Source organism: Nonomuraea corallina (assembly GCF_027620315.1).
Taxonomy (GTDB): domain Bacteria; phylum Actinomycetota; class Actinomycetes; order Streptosporangiales; family Streptosporangiaceae; genus Nonomuraea; species Nonomuraea corallina.
The window spans coordinates 46,979-61,233 of the sequence record NZ_JAPNNL010000022.1; the positions used below are offsets into that span (position 1 = coordinate 46,979).

The window sequence follows — 14,255 nt, forward strand, 5'->3', positions numbered from 1 at the left end:
CCTCGGACGGAGGGTGGACGCGCGGCCCGGTCGCGGCCGGACCGCGCCGTTCGACAGCGACGAGAAGGCAGGGCGGATGACCATCGACACGAGCACCACGGAGATCCGGGAACAGCCGGCCACCCGCCGGACGGCGGCGGCGTTGCTCGCGCTCAGCCTCGGCGGGTTCGGGATCGGGCTGACCGAGTTCGTCATCGCGGGGCTGCTGAGCGAGGTGGCCGGCGACCTGGGCGTGACGATCACGGCAGCGGGGCATCTCGTGGGCGTCTACGCGCTCGCGGTGATCCCCGGGGCGGTCATCGTCACGCCGTTCCTGATGCGACGGCCGCCGAAACACGCGCTGATGCTGCTGCTGGCGTTCTTCGTCGTGGGCAACGCGCTGTCGGCCTGGGCGCCGGACTACGGGGTGATGTTCGCGGGACGGATCGTCGCCGCGCTGGCCCACGGCGGCTACTTCGGCATCGGCGCCGTGCTGGCCGGCTCCCTCGTGCCGCCCACACGACGGGCGTCCGCCGTGGCCGCCCTGTTCGCCGGGCTCACCGTCGCGAACGTGCTGGGCGTGCCGGCCGGGGCGTTCGTCGGCCAGCAGGCGGGCTGGCGCACCGTGTTCTGGATCATCGGACTGATCGGCGTCCTCTCCCTGGCGGGGGTCGCGGTCCTGGTCCCGAGGACCGAGCCGGAGCGGGACCGGCTTCCGCTCGGGCGGCAGTTCCGGGTGCTGGCCCGCCCGCAGGTGCTGGCCTCGCTGCTGACGACCGCGCTGGTGTTCGGCGGCATGTTCGGGGTGTTCACGTACATCCAGCCGCTGCTCCGCGAGGTCACCGGATACTCGGCGGCGGCGGTCCCGTGGCTGCTGGTGCTCTTCGGCGTCGGGCTGTTCGCCGGGAACCTCGTGGGCGGGAAGGCGGCGGACCGGAACGCGGACGGCGCGGTGCTGGTCCTGTCGGCTCTGCTGCCGATCGTGATCCTCGCCCTGGGCGCGGTCGCGTCGCTGCCGGTGCCGACGGCCGTCGCCCTGGCGCTCCTGGGGCTGGTCGGCTTCGCCACGGTGCCGGGGCTGCAGGCTCGGGTGCTCCGGCACGCGACGGGCGCGGCGACGCTGGCGTCGGCGACGAACATCGCCGCCTTCAACCTCGGCAACACGGCCGGGGTCAGCCTGGCCGGGGCGGCCATCGCCGCCGGCCACGGGCTGCGCAGCCCGGCCGTCACCGGCGCCGCGCTCACCATCCTCGGCGTGGCCGTGATCGTGGCCGCCCGGCTGGTCGCCCGCCGGAAGAGCCGGAAGAGTACGGATCCGCGGTAGCGCGGTGAGGGGCCCGCGGTGGCGCCGGGCCCCTCACCAACGGGCCGGCTCCTCAGCAGCGGGCCGGGGCCCTACCAAGGGGACCCGGGGCGGCTCAGGTCGTGGTGAGGAGGCGCAGGGCCGCGGCCGAGGCGCTGTCTGGCTCGGCGGTGTGGGTGAGGATGCGCTGGCCGTTGCCTTCCGGCAGGTGGAGGACCTCGTAGGCCAGCGTCAGCTCACCGACGGCGGGATGCCGGAACCGCTTGACGCCGCTGGTGCAGAGCTTGACGGCGTGACCGGCCCACAGCGAGGCGAAGGCGGGACTGTTCATGGACAGCTCGCCGACCAGCCGGGCCAGGCGCGGGTCGTCGGGGAACTGGGCGGCGACGTAGCGCAGCGAGGCGACCGCGAGGGCCGCCTCGTCGCGCCAGTCGGCGTAGAGGTCGCGGGTGTGCTCGTCGAGGAACAGCATCCTGATCTGGTTGGGCCGGTCGGCGGCCCGGCTCGGGGCGTCGACGTCGAGGTGGCCCGCCAGCAGGAGATGACCGGCGCGGTTCCAGGCCAGGATGTCGTTGAACCGGCCCAGCAGCACCGCGGGCACGTCGTCCATCGCCCGCAGCAGCCGCGCGGCGCCCGGCTTGGCGGCCTCCGGCTTCGGCGCCCGGCGACGCCTGACCGGCCTGGGACGGGCGAGGGCGAACAGGTGGGCCCGCTCGTCGGCGTCCAGCCGCAGCGCCCGCGCGAGGGCGTCGATGACCGCGTCGGAGGCGTTCTGCGACTGCCCCTGTTCGAGCCTGGTCAGGTACGTCATCGACACGCCGGCGAGCTGCGCCAGCTCCTCGCGGCGCAGGCCGGGCACCCGGCGCCGGCCGTAGGTGCGCAGCCCGGCGGCCTCCGGGGTCAGCCGGTCACGACGGGAGCGCAGGAACTCACCGAGCTCGGTCCTCGGCCGCTCGTCCGGGGGCCGGGTCGCTGTGTCGAGAGGCAGTCGTTCCACGTTCCCATTCTCCCCCACCGACGCCCGGCGAGCCTGTCCCTGGCAGTGCTAGGCAACCGGGTGGGCTGGCTGCCCGTCCCGGCGCGCCGGAGCCTGGACGGCATGACCGCTACCGGCATCTCCGCACCACCGTCAGCAGCGAGCGCCGACCGCTTCACCGGGCCGCAGAAGATCGCGCTGGCCCTGCTGCTCACGGCGAACTTCACCCTCGCCGTGGACTTCTCGATCCTGAACGTCGCCCTGCCCCACATCGGCCGCGACCTGGACTTCGCCACCGCGGCCCTGCAGTGGATCGTGACCTCCTTCGCGCTCTGCGCCGCCGGGTTCACCCTGTTCTTCGGCCGCGTCGCCGACCTGTTCGGACGCAAGCGGCTCTTCCTGGCGGGGATCGTCCTGCTCGGCGTCTCCTCCCTGGCCGGAGGGCTCGCCCAGGACCCGGCCCTGATGCTGGCCGCCCGGGCCGGCCAGGGCGTCGCCACCGCGATGGTCACTCCCGCCGCGCTGTCGCTGATGACCACGATGCTCCCGGAAGGCCCGGCCCGCTCCCGGGCCCTTGGCCTGAACGGGGCGCTCATGGCCGCGGGGTTCACCACGGGAGCCGTGCTGGGCGGCGTCCTCACCGGAACGGTGAGCTGGCGGTGGGCGTTCTTCATCAACGTCGTCATCGCCGTCGCCGTGATCGCCGTCGCCCCGTTCGTGCTGCGCGAGCCGCCCGCCGGACGCCGGCCGAGGCTCGACGCCCCCGGCGCCGTCACCGTCACGCTGGCCCTGGTCGCGCTCGTCCTCGGCATCGACACCGCGGGCCACGCCGGCTGGACCCACGCCGGCGCCTGGGGGCCGATCCTGGCGGCTACCGTCCTGTTCGTGATCTTCTGGAGGGTCGAGTCCCGCATCGCGGAACCCCTCATCGCCCCGGCCCTGCTCAAGCGGCGCACCGTCGCCTGGGGCAACCTGGCGGGCCTCCTGGCCTTCGCCACCGAGACCTCGCTGGTGTTCCTGCTGACCCTCTACCTGCAGGAGGTCCTCGGCTACACCGCCGTCACGGCAGGGCTGATCCTCGCCGTCCTCGGCATCGGCACCGTCCTCGGCGGGCTGATCGCGCCGAGGGTCATCGGCAGGACCGGCGCGAGGACCGCGATCGTCGTCGGCTTCGTCGTCCAGGCCGCCGCCACCTTGCCCCTCGCCTTCGTCGGCGACGACCGAGGCTGGCTCGTACCTCTGCTGGTCGTCACCTTCCTCGGAGGCGTGGCGAACCTCGTGGCGATCGTCGGCTACACCGTGATGTCCACGGCGGGTGTGCCGAGCGAACAGCAAGGGCTGGCCACCGGGCTGGTCACCATGAGCCAGCAGGTCGGCATCACCCTCGGCACCCCGGTCATGTCCGCGCTCGTCACCGGCTGGGCGGCCACGACGCTGCTGCCCGGGCTGCGCTTCGCGATCGGCGTCAACGCGGGGATCGCCGTCGTCGCCGCACTCCTCGTCGCCTGCTTCCTGCGCGTCCCCAAGCCTCCGGCGTGAACGGCCGCGCCCTTCCCGACGCGCTTCGCTGCTCTGCCGGGTGGTGGCGTTCATGAGGCTTTCCAGGATCACGGGACGCCGCCGGAGATCCGGCACCATGGGTCACGAGAGCCAACGCACAACAGGGAACGGATGGCCGAGATGGGCGGGCGTGAGAGCGGGGCGTGCCATGAGCGCGGCTGCGCCGATCGCGGCGGGGGCCGGGATGCTCATGTTCTGGATCAACGGCGTCCTGGCCGGTCGACCCCGGTGGAGTACGTCAGGTGGAGGTGGAGCTATGGGGATTCGAACCCCAGACCTCTTCCATGCCATGGAAGCGCGCTACCAACTGCGCCATAGCCCCTCGCGTCGTCGCGTGCCCCAGTGTATCGGACCTCACGACCGCTCTCGTACCGCTTTATCCGCCCGTTCAGCCGCCCGCCGGCGTCCGGAGGGTCCTCGGCCGGCAGGCGGTTCTGCTTTGACGCTCACCTTCTTAAGGTGCCCAAACGGTCGCATTCATCGCAAATTGTTATCGGGTCTCGCGTGCCTTGCCGATGAGGCCGGCCAGCTCGGTGACCATCGGGTCCTCGGCGGCGGCGGCCAGGCGGGTGGCGTGCTCGCCGAGCGTGGGCAGGTCCAGGCCCAACGACTCGTCGTCGCGCAGCTGGAGGGCGAAGGCCGCGGCGACCACGTCCACCTGGAGCCGCAGCGGCGCGTCGGACCACAGCTCCCGGGCCAGGGCGCCCACGTCGACCGAGCCCGCGGCCTCGGTGGGCTGCCGGGTGTCGGGGTCCTGCCAGCGCACGGTGGCGGTGGCGAGGTGGCCCTTCGCGCCGGGCTTGAGCTTGAGCGCGTACAGCGCGGTGACGGAGTGCCCGGGCCCGACCTCGCCGCCGTCGGCGCTGTCGTCGCGGAACTCCTCGGCCTCCAGAGCGCGGTTCTCGTACCCGACGAGGTGGTACTCCTCGACCACGGCCGGGTTGAACTCGACCTGGGCCTTGGCGTCGCGGGCGCGCAGCTCGACGGTCGCGGGCAGCCGGGTGACGAACGCCTTCTCGGCCTCCTCGACGCTCGACACGTAGATCGCGGCGCCGTCGCCGTTGTCGGCCAGCTGCTCCATCAGCTCGTCGCCGTACTCGCGGCCGACGCCGACGGTGAGCAGCGTGATCTGCTCGGCCGCGCTCTCCTTCACCCGGTCGAGGATGCCCTGCCAGGCGGTGTCACCCTGGTTGGCGAGGCCGTCGGACAGCACGATGACCCGGTTGGTGGCGGCGGGGCGGAAGGCCCTGGACGCCTCCTCGTACCCGAGGACGATCCCGGCCTCCAGGTTGGTGCCGCCCTTGGTGACGAGCCGGTCGACGGCGGCGTGCAGGTCGTCCCTGGCGGCGAGCGGCGTCATGGCGGCCAGCAGCTCGGCCTCGTCGCTGAAGGCCACGACGGCGACCTGGTCACCCGGGGTGAGCTGGTCGAGCAGGGTGCGCAGGGACTGCTGGACGAGGTCGAGCCTGCCGGGCTCGGCCATGGAGCCGGAGACGTCGATGACGAAGGTCAGGTTGACCGGCCGGCGCGCCTGCGCGCTGGAGCCGCGCGTCTGCAGCCCGACGCGGAGCACGGCCCCGGCCTCGCCGGGCAGCCTGGCGCCGTCGGTGTGCACGGTGAAGCCGTTGTCGCGGGGTTCGGCGTAGTCCTGGCGGAAGGAGTTGACGAACTCCTCCGGCCGGACCTGGCCGGGTTCGGGCCAGCGCCCCTCCTGGAGGGTGCGGCGGGCGTAGGAGTACGAGGCGGTGTCGACGTCCAGGGCGAAGGTGGAGATCCGGGCGCTGGTGGTGCCCGACTTCTCCGGCTGCGCGGGCGCCGGGCGCCGGTCCTGGGCGGCGTCCGGGTTCCCGCCCGATCCGCCGCACGCGGTGAGGGCCAGCAGCGCCGCCAGAGCGATGGCCGCGAGCGAGCGTGATGTCATGTGCGTCACCTCCATGCCGTATGACGAGCCATGCCGTATGACGAGCGGTGGCGGAGGGCGGCCGGGGCGGAGACGTAAGCGAGCGCAAACCGCGACTCTTACGTGATTCATTGTCATGGAGTGGCCGTTTCCTGTAGGTATGACTGCCGTGCGTATGTATATCGGCCTGGCCGCCAAGGGCCGCGAGGTGCCGGCCCGGGTCCTGGAGAAGGTCCGTGCCGTCGCCGAGACGGCTTTCCCCGTCCCGCCGGAGGTGATTCGCGGCCGTGAATGGCACGGCCGGGGCGTGTCCCTGTTCGGGTGGACGAACGAGCCCGGCGACGAGCGGCGGCCGCCGCTGCTGTCGGAGTCGGGCGGCCGGGTGCTCGGGCTGAACGGTCACCTGGCCGACCCCGGCGACGCCGGCCGGCTGCTGGACGACCCCCTGGGCGAGGGGGTGGGCGGGTGCTTCTCCGCCTGGGTGGCGGGCGACGGCGTGCTGTCCGCGGCGACCGCGATCAACCGGGTCTGCCCGGTCTTCCACACCGAGACGCCGGAGCTGCACATCGTCGGCAGCCGGGCCCTGCTCGTGCACCTGGCGGCCCAGGAGGGCGACCGGGTGGAGCACGACGTGCTCGCCCTGCAGACGATGGTCCGCCAGGGGTTCTTCCTGTCCGACGAGACCCCGTACCGGGGGGTGACGGCGCTGCGGCCGAGCACGCGGCTGGACGTGCGGGACGGGCGGCGCACGATCACCGAGACGCCGCTGCCGCTCGCGGCGCCGGCCCCCGCGTCGGAGCGGGGCAAGCGCAGGGCGATCGGCGAGCTGGCCGAGGCGCTGCTGGCCACCGTCGCGCCGCTGCGCGGCCTGGACGAGCCGGTGAACCTGGCGCTGACCGGCGGGCGCGACACCCGCATCCTGGCGGCGCTGCTGCACGCGGCGAAGGTGCCGTTCCGGGTGACCACGAACGGGCTCGACACGCACCCGGACGTGATCCTGGCCCGTCAGATCGCCGGGCGGCTCGGCGTGGAGCACACGGTGATCGCGCCGCCGCAGACGGCCGGGCAGGACGCGGTGCTGGTGGAGCATCCGCTGGACCGGGTCTGGGAGACGCTGCGCACCTGCGAGGGCATGACCTCCGCGTACGAGTCGATCGTGAGCTACCTGCCCTACTCCGGCAAGCCGACCATGTCCGGGCAGAGCGGCGAGACGCTCCGGGCCGGCAGCCTGAACCTGCTGCAGACGGACCTGAGCGACAAGGCGCTGCTGCGCCGCATCACCGCCACGTTCGGCAAGGACGACAAGCTGTTCACCGCCGAGGCGAACGAGCACGCCCGCGAGCTGGCCCGGCCGTGGCTGGCCAGGGAGAACCGGCTGGAGGCGCTGGACCACATCTACATCTGGTACAAGGTGGGCCGCTGGCAGGCCAGCGCCCGCGCGGGGTCGCTGCGCCGCGGCGACCCGGTCCGGCCGTTCCTGGACAACCGCGTGGTACGGGCCGCGCTCGGGCTGGACCAGGCCTGGCGGCTGTCCGAAGAGGTGATCTACGCGCTCATCCTGCGGTTCGCGCCCCAGCTGCGCGACGTGCCGATCGAGGGCAAGCCGTGGCGGTTCGCCGGCGCGCTGGAGAAGCGGCCCTCGCACTGGTGGCGGCGCGCGCCGCGGCCTCCCGCGCACATGCCGACGCTGCGCACCGGCGGCGGCTGGAGCTGGCGGACGAGCCCCGGGCCGGTGCTGACGGACGTGCTGCGGCAGCAGGTGCTCGGCGGCCTGGACGCGCTGGCGCCGATCGTGAACCCGGACGAGGTGCGCGCCCTGTTCGCCGACCCGGTGGTCAGGAAGCCGGCCCTGGCCTGGCACCTGTACACGGTGAGCGCGCTGCTGACCGGGGTCTACCCGGGCAAACGGCCGGAGGGGCTGGAACGGATCGCGGTGGCCAAGCCGGAGTCCTGACCGCTACCAGTGCAGCAGGAGCAGCTCGGCGGAGAACCCCGGCCCGAACGCCATGAGCACCGCGGGCTGGTCCTTGCGCCCGCGCGTCTCCTGCAGCACGTGCAGCACCGACACCGACGACAGGTTGCCGTGCTCGTGCAGCGACCGCCAGGTCACCTCCAGCGCCTCCGGCGACAGCTCCAGCGCCGCGGCCAGCCGGTCGATCACCTTGGGGCCGCCGGGATGGCAGATCCAGGTGCCGACCTGGCCGGGGGTCAGGCCGTTGTCGGCGAGGAAGGCGGTGACGTCGGCGGCGAGCACCTGGTTCACGAAGTCGGGCAGCCCGGGGTCGAGCACGATGCGGAACCCGTGCTCGCCGACCTGCCAGCCCATCAGGTGCTCGGTGCCGGGATACAGCTTGCTGCGGGTGGCCACCACCTCGCGGCCGGTGCCGTGCCCGGTGGCCACCACGGCAGCGGCGCCGTCGCCGAACAGGCCGCTGGCGATCAGGTTGGCGACCGAGGTGTCGTCGCGCTGCACGGTGAGCGAGCAGAGCTCGACGCAGACGAGCAGCGCCACCTGGTCCGGCCAGCCGCGCAGGTAGTCGTGCAGCCGCGACAGCCCGGCCGCCCCGGCGGCGCAGCCCAGCCCGAACACCGGCACCCGCTTGACGTCGTCGCGCAGCCCCGCCCGCAGGGCCAGCCGGGCGTCGAGCGACGGCGTGGCCAGCCCTGTGGTGGAGCAGAACACCAGGTGGTCGACCTTCTCGGGAGGCAGCCCGGCCTTCTCCAGCGCGCCGGCGATCGCCCGTTCCCCCAGGTCGAGCGCGATCTCGGCGTAGGCGTCGTTGGCCAGGGCGAACGAGTCGAGCTTGGTGTAGTCGTCCAGCGGCAGCGCCAGGTTGCGGCCGGTGACGCCGGTCGCGGTGTGGAAGCGTTTGAGAGCCCCCTCGTCCGCCGCCGTGAGCCGGGCGAACGCCTCGGTGATCTCCTCCTGTTCGTACCGGTGATCCGGCAGAACAGTCCGTACCCCCCAGATGTACATGTCTGGTTTCTGCCGCTCAGAGGCCGGGGCTAACATCGGCCGGCGGCGACCTCACTCCTCCAGCGTGTAGTCGAACACGTACGTGTGAGAGCCGTCCGGGGCGATCCGGATGTCCATGTCGCCGCGCAGGCCGCGCAGCTCGCCGGTCGCGGAGTCGGGCGCGACCGAGACCTCCAGCGACTGCCCGCCGCGGTCGCCGGCGGCGCCGTGCAGCAGGACGAAGCTGCCCGTCCGGCCGTCGAGGGTGCCCTCGACCCGCTCCACGGCGACGTACGCCTTGGACTCCTCCACCGGGGTGGTCACGATGGTCAGGTGGACGGTGCTGGTGGCGTCGAGGGCGCCGTGGAACTTCTTGGTCATGGTGACGCGGCCGAGCGAGACGCCGTCGCGCTCCTCGAACGGCGGCTCGGCGTTCCAGTCCGCGGTGTCGAAAGGTCCTTGGACGATCATGCCGTCATCCTGCCGGGGATACCTGGCATCTTCTGTCAGGTATCCAGAAGCGCCCGGGTGAAGGCGTTGCCGAACGTGCCCTCGGGGTCGTAGCGGCGCACCAGCTCGCGGAACCGGCCGGGGACGGCCGGGCGGCGGACGAACAGCTTGCCCCAGTGCGGCCTCGGGTCGAACGGCGCCAGCACGTCCTCCACCAGCTCGATCACCGGCCGCACCGCCACCGGGTCCTTGACCCAGGTGAAGTGGAACGCCACGCTGTCGCGCCCGTACGAGGGACTCAGCCAGAGGTCGTCGGCGGCGATCGTGCGCACCTCCGAGATCTGCAGCACCGGCCTGATCCGGTCGCCCACGGCGCGCAACCCGCGCAGCGCGGCGGCGGCGTGCGCGCGGTCCGTCAGCCACTCCGACTGCAGCTCGTTCCCGGCGCTGCTCGGCGGCGCGTCCGGGCGGAAGTGCGGCAGCCGCTCGTGCCACGGCCCCGGCACGCCGAGCTGCTCGGTGCAGCTCCCGGCCGGCATGCCGGGTACGGGGTGGCGGGGCCCGTCGGCCGGTCGGGTGCCGCGCCAGCCGTCGCTGACCGGCTCGGCGGGGTGCTTGATCCAGGCGCGGGTGTCGCGGTAGTCGGTGAAGAGGCTGACGCTGTGGCCGTCGGCCATGATCTCGTCGAACGGGGCGTCGTCCGGCACGCCCTCGCGCACGTACTGACGCAGCTCGAAGGCCGGGACCAGGTCCAGCGTGAGCGCGGTCACCACGCCGAGCGCGCCGAGCGCGACGACCGCGCCGGGGAAGTCCTCGTGGCCGCGTTCGAGGGTGACCAGCGAGCCGTCGGCGGTGACCAGCTCCAGGCCGCGGACGGCGGCGGACAGGCTCGGGTTGCCCACCCCGGAGCCGTGCGTGCCGGTGGCGACCGAGCCCGCCACGGAGATGTGCGGCAGCGACGCCAGGTTGGCCAGCGCGAGGCCGCGCGCGTGCAGCTCGGGGGCGAGCCGCGCGTAGGTGGTGGCCGCGCCGACCCGCACCCGCGCCGCCGCTTCGTCGACCTCGATCAGGGGCGGCATGCGGTCGAGCCGGACCAGCTCGCCGGGGGAGTCGGCGATGTCGTTGAAGGAGTGGCCGCTGCCCAGCGCGCGGATCCGCCGCGCGGCGGCGACCAGGCGGCGGAGTTCGCCGAGGGAGGCGGGACGGTGGAGCCGGGAGGCCGTGAAGGGGGTGTTCCCCGCCCAGTTGGTGAGCGTCACCGCCCCACCCTGCCACACGCCGCCAGGTCTGGCCCGGGGTGGTCGGGGGGATGGTGAGTGACATGGAACTGTTTCCCGCGATCCCGCTGTCGGCCTGGCAGGACACCAAGGCCACGCTGCACCGCTTCGCCCAGGTCATCGGCAAGATCCGGCTCGCCGGCGGGATCCGGCGCAACCACTGGTGGAACGTGCCGTTCCACCTGACCGGCCGGGGGATCACCACCCGCCCGATAGGCCGGGCCGACGGCGGGCCGATCTTCACCATCGACTTCGACTTCGTCGCCCACCGGCTGGCCGTCACGACGATCGACGGCAGGGAGGTGACCTTCCCCCTGTACGGGCAGTCCGTGGCCTCGTTCCACCACGAGACCCAGCGGGCGCTGGCGGACCTGGACGTGCCGGTGGAGATCGAGCTGCCGCATCCGTTCGACCTGCCCGACTCCGGCCGGCCGTTCGCCGAGGACACCGAGCACGCGGCCTACGACCCGGCCCAGGTCACGCGCTACTGGCAGGTGCTCAGCCAGGTGAACCTGCTGCTGGAGGAGTTCGCCTCCGGCTACTCGGGCAAGATCAGCCCGGTGCACCACTTCTGGCACACCTTCGACCTGGCCTGCACGAGGTTCTCCGACCGGGTGATCGACCAGCCCGCCCAGGCCGACCCGGTGACCCGGGAGGCGTACTCGCGCGAGGTGATCAGCTCCGGCTTCTGGTTCGGCGACGACACCTTCCCCGAGCCGGCCTTCTACTCCTACACCGCGCCGGAGCCCGCCGGGCTGGCCGACCAGCCGCTGGCCCCCGCGGCCGCGCAGTGGGTCCCGCAGCGCGGGAGCCACCTGGCGATCCTGCGGTACGACGACGCTCGGGCCGAGCCGTCGCCGCGCGAGGCCGTGCTGGCCTTCTACCAGAGCGCCTACGAGGCCGGCGCCCGGCTGGCCGGCTGGGACGTCGAGGCCGTCGCCTGCCCCGGCGGCGTCACGGACCCCGCCGCCTCCTGACGCCCGGGGCGTCGGCTCAGGGCGCGTCGGCTCAGGGCGCGTCGGTTCAGGGCGCGTCGGTTCAGGGCGCGTCGGTTCAGGGCGCGTCGGTTCAGGGCGGCGTCGGCTCAGGGCGGCGGAAGGTGTGCCGGTAGGCCAGGGGGGCGACGCCGACCGCCGCGTGCAGGTGCTGGCGGAGCGAGACGGCCGTGCCGAAGCCGGCGTGCCTGGCCACCTCCTCCACCCCGAGGTCCGTGGTCTCCAGCAGGTGGCGAGCGTGCTCGACGCGCTGCCTGGACAGCCAGCGGGCCGGGCTCAGGCCGGTCTCCTCGCGGAAGCGCCTGGTGAACGTGCGCACGCTCATGCCGGCGTGCGCCGCCAGCGCCTCCAGGTCGAGCGGCGCGTGCAGGTTGGCCAGCATCCAGGTGCGGGTGGCGGCGGTGCCGTTGCCCCTGGCCGGCGGCAGCGGACGCTCGATGTACTGCGCCTGGCCGCCCTCCCGCCAGGGCGGCATCACGCAGCGGCGGGCCGCCCGGTTGGCCACCGCGCTGCCGTGGTCGCGCCGGATGATGTGCAGGCACAGGTCCAGCCCCGCCGCGACGCCGGCCGAGGTGAGCACGTCGCCGTCGTCGATGAACAGCACGTCGGGGTTCAGCTTCACCTGCGGGAACAGCTGGGAGAAGCGGGCCGCGTTGCGCCAGTGGGTGGTGGCCGGCCGGCCGTCGAGCAGCCCGGCGGCGGCCAGCGCGAACGCGCCCGTGCAGATCGACACCACCCGCGGCCGCCCCTGGAGAGCCTCGCGCAGGTCGTCCGGGATGACGCCGTCGCGCAGCACCGGCCCGCCGTGCACGCCGGGCAGCAGCACCGTGTCGGCGGTGTCGAGCACCTCCAGGCCGTGGTCGGGCTGCACGCTGTAGCCGGCCGAGCAGCGTACGGGTACGTGGCCCGGCGAGCAGGTCACCACCTCGTACAGCGGCTCGCCCGACGGTGACTCGGCGGTCCTGAACACCTGGCCGGGCACGCCCAGGTCGAGCGGGGCGAACTGGTCGAGCACCACGACGGCGATCCTGTGCGGCATGGCCGGATTCTTTCACATATTGGCTATTCGGCCACTCGTGCCGATAAAGGCTGATAAATCAGGATTGGCGGCATGACCTTGACCCCCACCGCCCAGCGCCCGCGCGTGCACCGGGCCTGGTTCGTCGCGGCCGTCGGCTTCGTGGCGATCCTGGGCGCCGCGGGCTTCCGCGCCACCCCCGGCGTGCTGATCAACCCGCTCCAGGAGGAGTTCGGCTGGAGCAGGGGCGCCATCTCCCTCGCCGTCTCCGTCAACCTCGTGCTGTACGGCCTGACGGCGCCGTTCGCCGCCGCGCTCATGGACCGCTTCGGCATGCGCCGCGTGGTCGCGCTCGCCCTGCTGCTGGTCGCCGCCGGGAGCGGGCTCACTGTGTGGATGACCGCGACCTGGCACCTCCTGCTGTTGTGGGGGGTGTTCGTCGGGCTCGGCACCGGGTCGATGGCGCTGGTGTTCGCGGCCACGCTGGCCGGCCGGTGGTTCGTGCGCCACCGCGGCCTGGTCACCGGCGTGCTGACCGCGGCCGGGGCCACCGGGCAGCTGATCTTCCTGCCCGTGCTGGCCCAGCTCGCCCAGGGGCCCGGCTGGCGGGTGGCCTCGCTGGCCGTGGCGGGCTCCGCGCTGGCCGTGGTGCCGTTCGTCTGGTGGCTGCTGCGCGACCGCCCCGAGGACGTGGGCACGACGGCGCTCGGCGCCGACCAGGACGCGCCCCGGGCGCCGGTCCCCACCGGGAACGCGGCGGTGCGCGCCCTCACGGTGCTGCGGTCGGCGGCGCGCACCCGCCCTTTCTGGTACCTCGCCGGCGGGTTCGCCATCTGCGGCGCCAGCACGAACGGGCTGGTCAGCACCCACTTCATCCCGGCCGCGCACGACCACGGGATGGCCGAGCCGACGGCCGCGGGACTGCTCGCCGTGATCGGCGTCTTCGACATCGCCGGGACCGTCATGTCGGGCTGGCTGAGCGACCGGGTCGACCCGCGCTTGCTGCTCGTCGCCTACTACGCGCTGCGCGGGCTGTCGCTGATGGTGCTGCCCGGCCTGTTCGCGGCCACGCCCGAGCCCAGCATGCTGGTGTTCATCGTCTTCTACGGGCTCGACTGGGTGGCGACCGTGCCGCCCACCATGGCGCTGTGCCGCAGTATCTACGGAGCGGACGGGGCCGTGGTGTTCGGCTGGGTGTTCGGCGCGCACCAGGTGGGGGCCGCCCTGGCCGCCGTCGGCGCCGGTCTCGCCCGCGACCAGCTCGGCGCCTACGACCTCGCCTGGTACGGGGCGGGGGCGCTGTGCCTGGCCGCCGCCGGGATGTCGCTGGCGATCCGGCATGCTGGGAACCGATGAACGACTCAGACGAGATGGTCCTGCCCCTCGTGGTGCGGATCGAGCGCGCCACGCCTCCCGAGCGCACCGACGCCCTGGAGGCGGCCGCCATGGCGGTGCTCAGCCTGCTCGACGCCCCGGGGGAGTGGGCCGGTGAGCTGGCCGCCTGGCAGGACGGCCGGATCCGCAAGGTGGTCCGCCGGGCCAGGGGAGCCGAGTGGCGGCGGGCCGTCGCGCTGCCGGGCCGCACCGTCGAGCACCGGACCGCCGAGGTGCGCGTGCACCCGCCCGTCCCGCTCGACGCCTGGCCCAGGGACCTGGCGAGACTGCAGGTGTCAGGCACCGAACTGGCCGACACCGGCGAACCCGGCCCGGCCACCCCGCCGGTCCTGTGGGAGAACCCCGCCCTGCGGATGTCCGCCGGCAAGGCCATGGCCCAGGCCGGGCACGCCGCCCAGCTGGCCTGGTGGGCGAGCGACGCCGCGGGGCGCGCCGCCTGGCGGGCG

General features: G+C 73.6%; 12 protein-coding genes and 1 tRNA gene. 6 read left to right on the top strand and 7 right to left on the bottom strand.

The genetic code is table 11. From position 1 onward, the window contains the following. Nucleotides 1-76: 76 nt before the first annotated feature. Entirely contained in the window at nt 77-1,303 is a 1,227-nt protein-coding gene (locus OUY22_RS08655) for an MFS transporter (protein ID WP_270154294.1), read from the top strand. A gap of 94 nt (nt 1,304-1,397) precedes the next feature. Here the strand turns inward: OUY22_RS08655 and OUY22_RS08660 are convergent, their stop codons facing one another. Then, nucleotides 1,398-2,279: a helix-turn-helix transcriptional regulator gene (locus OUY22_RS08660; protein WP_270154295.1), complete on the bottom strand. Its 882-nt coding sequence runs from the start codon at nt 2,277-2,279 to the stop codon at nt 1,398-1,400. Nucleotides 2,280-2,381: 102 nt separating this feature from the next. Between OUY22_RS08660 and OUY22_RS08665 the strand changes: the two genes are divergently transcribed. Beyond that, nucleotides 2,382-3,797, top strand: a complete 1,416-nt coding sequence (locus OUY22_RS08665) for an MFS transporter (protein WP_270154296.1) — start codon at nt 2,382-2,384, stop codon at nt 3,795-3,797. A 270-nt stretch (nt 3,798-4,067) separates the two neighbouring features. On the opposite strand, the gene OUY22_RS08670 is transcribed toward OUY22_RS08665, so the two are convergent. Both OUY22_RS08670 and OUY22_RS08675 read right to left on the bottom strand, forming a co-directional pair. After that, nucleotides 4,068-4,140: transfer RNA gene (locus OUY22_RS08670), tRNA-Ala, on the bottom strand. Between the two features lie 168 nt (nt 4,141-4,308). Next, nucleotides 4,309-5,739 (bottom strand): vWA domain-containing protein, encoded by a 1,431-nt coding sequence (locus OUY22_RS08675; protein WP_270154297.1) that lies wholly within the window; start codon nt 5,737-5,739, stop codon nt 4,309-4,311. A gap of 139 nt (nt 5,740-5,878) precedes the next feature. On the opposite strand from OUY22_RS08675, the gene OUY22_RS08680 reads away from it, so the two are divergent. Beyond that, nucleotides 5,879-7,672, top strand: a complete 1,794-nt coding sequence (locus OUY22_RS08680) for an asparagine synthase-related protein (protein WP_270154298.1) — start codon at nt 5,879-5,881, stop codon at nt 7,670-7,672. Nucleotides 7,673-7,675: 3 nt separating this feature from the next. On the opposite strand, the gene OUY22_RS08685 is transcribed toward OUY22_RS08680, so the two are convergent. Genes OUY22_RS08685 through OUY22_RS08695 form a run of 3 tightly spaced genes read right to left on the bottom strand, consistent with a single transcriptional unit; the run spans nt 7,676 to nt 10,383 of the window. Further along, complete coding sequence (locus OUY22_RS08685) at nt 7,676-8,695, bottom strand: type III polyketide synthase (protein WP_270154299.1); 1,020 nt, start codon at nt 8,693-8,695, stop codon at nt 7,676-7,678. A gap of 51 nt (nt 8,696-8,746) precedes the next feature. Beyond that, complete coding sequence (locus OUY22_RS08690) at nt 8,747-9,145, bottom strand: DUF3224 domain-containing protein (RefSeq protein ID WP_270154300.1); 399 nt, start codon at nt 9,143-9,145, stop codon at nt 8,747-8,749. A 35-nt stretch (nt 9,146-9,180) separates the two neighbouring features. Continuing rightward, a complete protein-coding gene (locus OUY22_RS08695; RefSeq protein WP_270154301.1) occupies nt 9,181-10,383 on the bottom strand; it encodes an FAD-binding protein in 1,203 nt (400 codons plus the stop codon). A gap of 62 nt (nt 10,384-10,445) precedes the next feature. On the opposite strand from OUY22_RS08695, the gene OUY22_RS08700 reads away from it, so the two are divergent. After that, nucleotides 10,446-11,378 carry a DUF5996 family protein gene (locus OUY22_RS08700; protein WP_270154302.1) on the top strand — a complete coding sequence of 311 codons (933 nt, stop codon included), beginning with the start codon at nt 10,446-10,448 and terminating at the stop codon, nt 11,376-11,378. Between the two features lie 91 nt (nt 11,379-11,469). Here the strand turns inward: OUY22_RS08700 and OUY22_RS08705 are convergent, their stop codons facing one another. Further along, nucleotides 11,470-12,435 carry a GlxA family transcriptional regulator gene (locus OUY22_RS08705; RefSeq protein WP_270154303.1) on the bottom strand — a complete coding sequence of 322 codons (966 nt, stop codon included), beginning with the start codon at nt 12,433-12,435 and terminating at the stop codon, nt 11,470-11,472. A 72-nt stretch (nt 12,436-12,507) separates the two neighbouring features. Here OUY22_RS08705 and OUY22_RS08710 point away from each other — a divergent pair, with 72 nt between their 5' ends. Both OUY22_RS08710 and OUY22_RS08715 read left to right on the top strand, forming a co-directional pair. Then, nucleotides 12,508-13,770, top strand: coding sequence for an MFS transporter (locus OUY22_RS08710; RefSeq protein ID WP_270154304.1), 1,263 nt, complete (start codon nt 12,508-12,510; stop codon nt 13,768-13,770). Continuing rightward, nucleotides 13,767-14,255, top strand: a 489-nt coding sequence (locus OUY22_RS08715) for a peptidyl-tRNA hydrolase (RefSeq protein WP_270154305.1), incomplete at its 3' end; no start/stop codon positions are given. The genes OUY22_RS08710 and OUY22_RS08715, both read left to right, overlap by 4 nt.

Coding starts and splice junctions, on each gene's coding strand:
- OUY22_RS08685 (WP_270154299.1), bottom strand. CDS start 8,695: ATGTACATCTGGGGGGTACGGACTGTTCTGCCGGATCACCGGTACGAA.
- OUY22_RS08710 (WP_270154304.1), top strand. CDS start 12,508: ATGACCTTGACCCCCACCGCCCAGCGCCCGCGCGTGCACCGGGCCTGG.
- OUY22_RS08705 (WP_270154303.1), bottom strand. CDS start 12,435: ATGCCGCACAGGATCGCCGTCGTGGTGCTCGACCAGTTCGCCCCGCTC.
- OUY22_RS08680 (WP_270154298.1), top strand. CDS start 5,879: ATGACTGCCGTGCGTATGTATATCGGCCTGGCCGCCAAGGGCCGCGAG.
- OUY22_RS08665 (WP_270154296.1), top strand. CDS start 2,382: ATGACCGCTACCGGCATCTCCGCACCACCGTCAGCAGCGAGCGCCGAC.
- OUY22_RS08655 (WP_270154294.1), top strand. CDS start 77: ATGACCATCGACACGAGCACCACGGAGATCCGGGAACAGCCGGCCACC.
- OUY22_RS08690 (WP_270154300.1), bottom strand. CDS start 9,145: ATGATCGTCCAAGGACCTTTCGACACCGCGGACTGGAACGCCGAGCCG.
- OUY22_RS08675 (WP_270154297.1), bottom strand. CDS start 5,739: ATGACATCACGCTCGCTCGCGGCCATCGCTCTGGCGGCGCTGCTGGCC.
- OUY22_RS08700 (WP_270154302.1), top strand. CDS start 10,446: ATGGAACTGTTTCCCGCGATCCCGCTGTCGGCCTGGCAGGACACCAAG.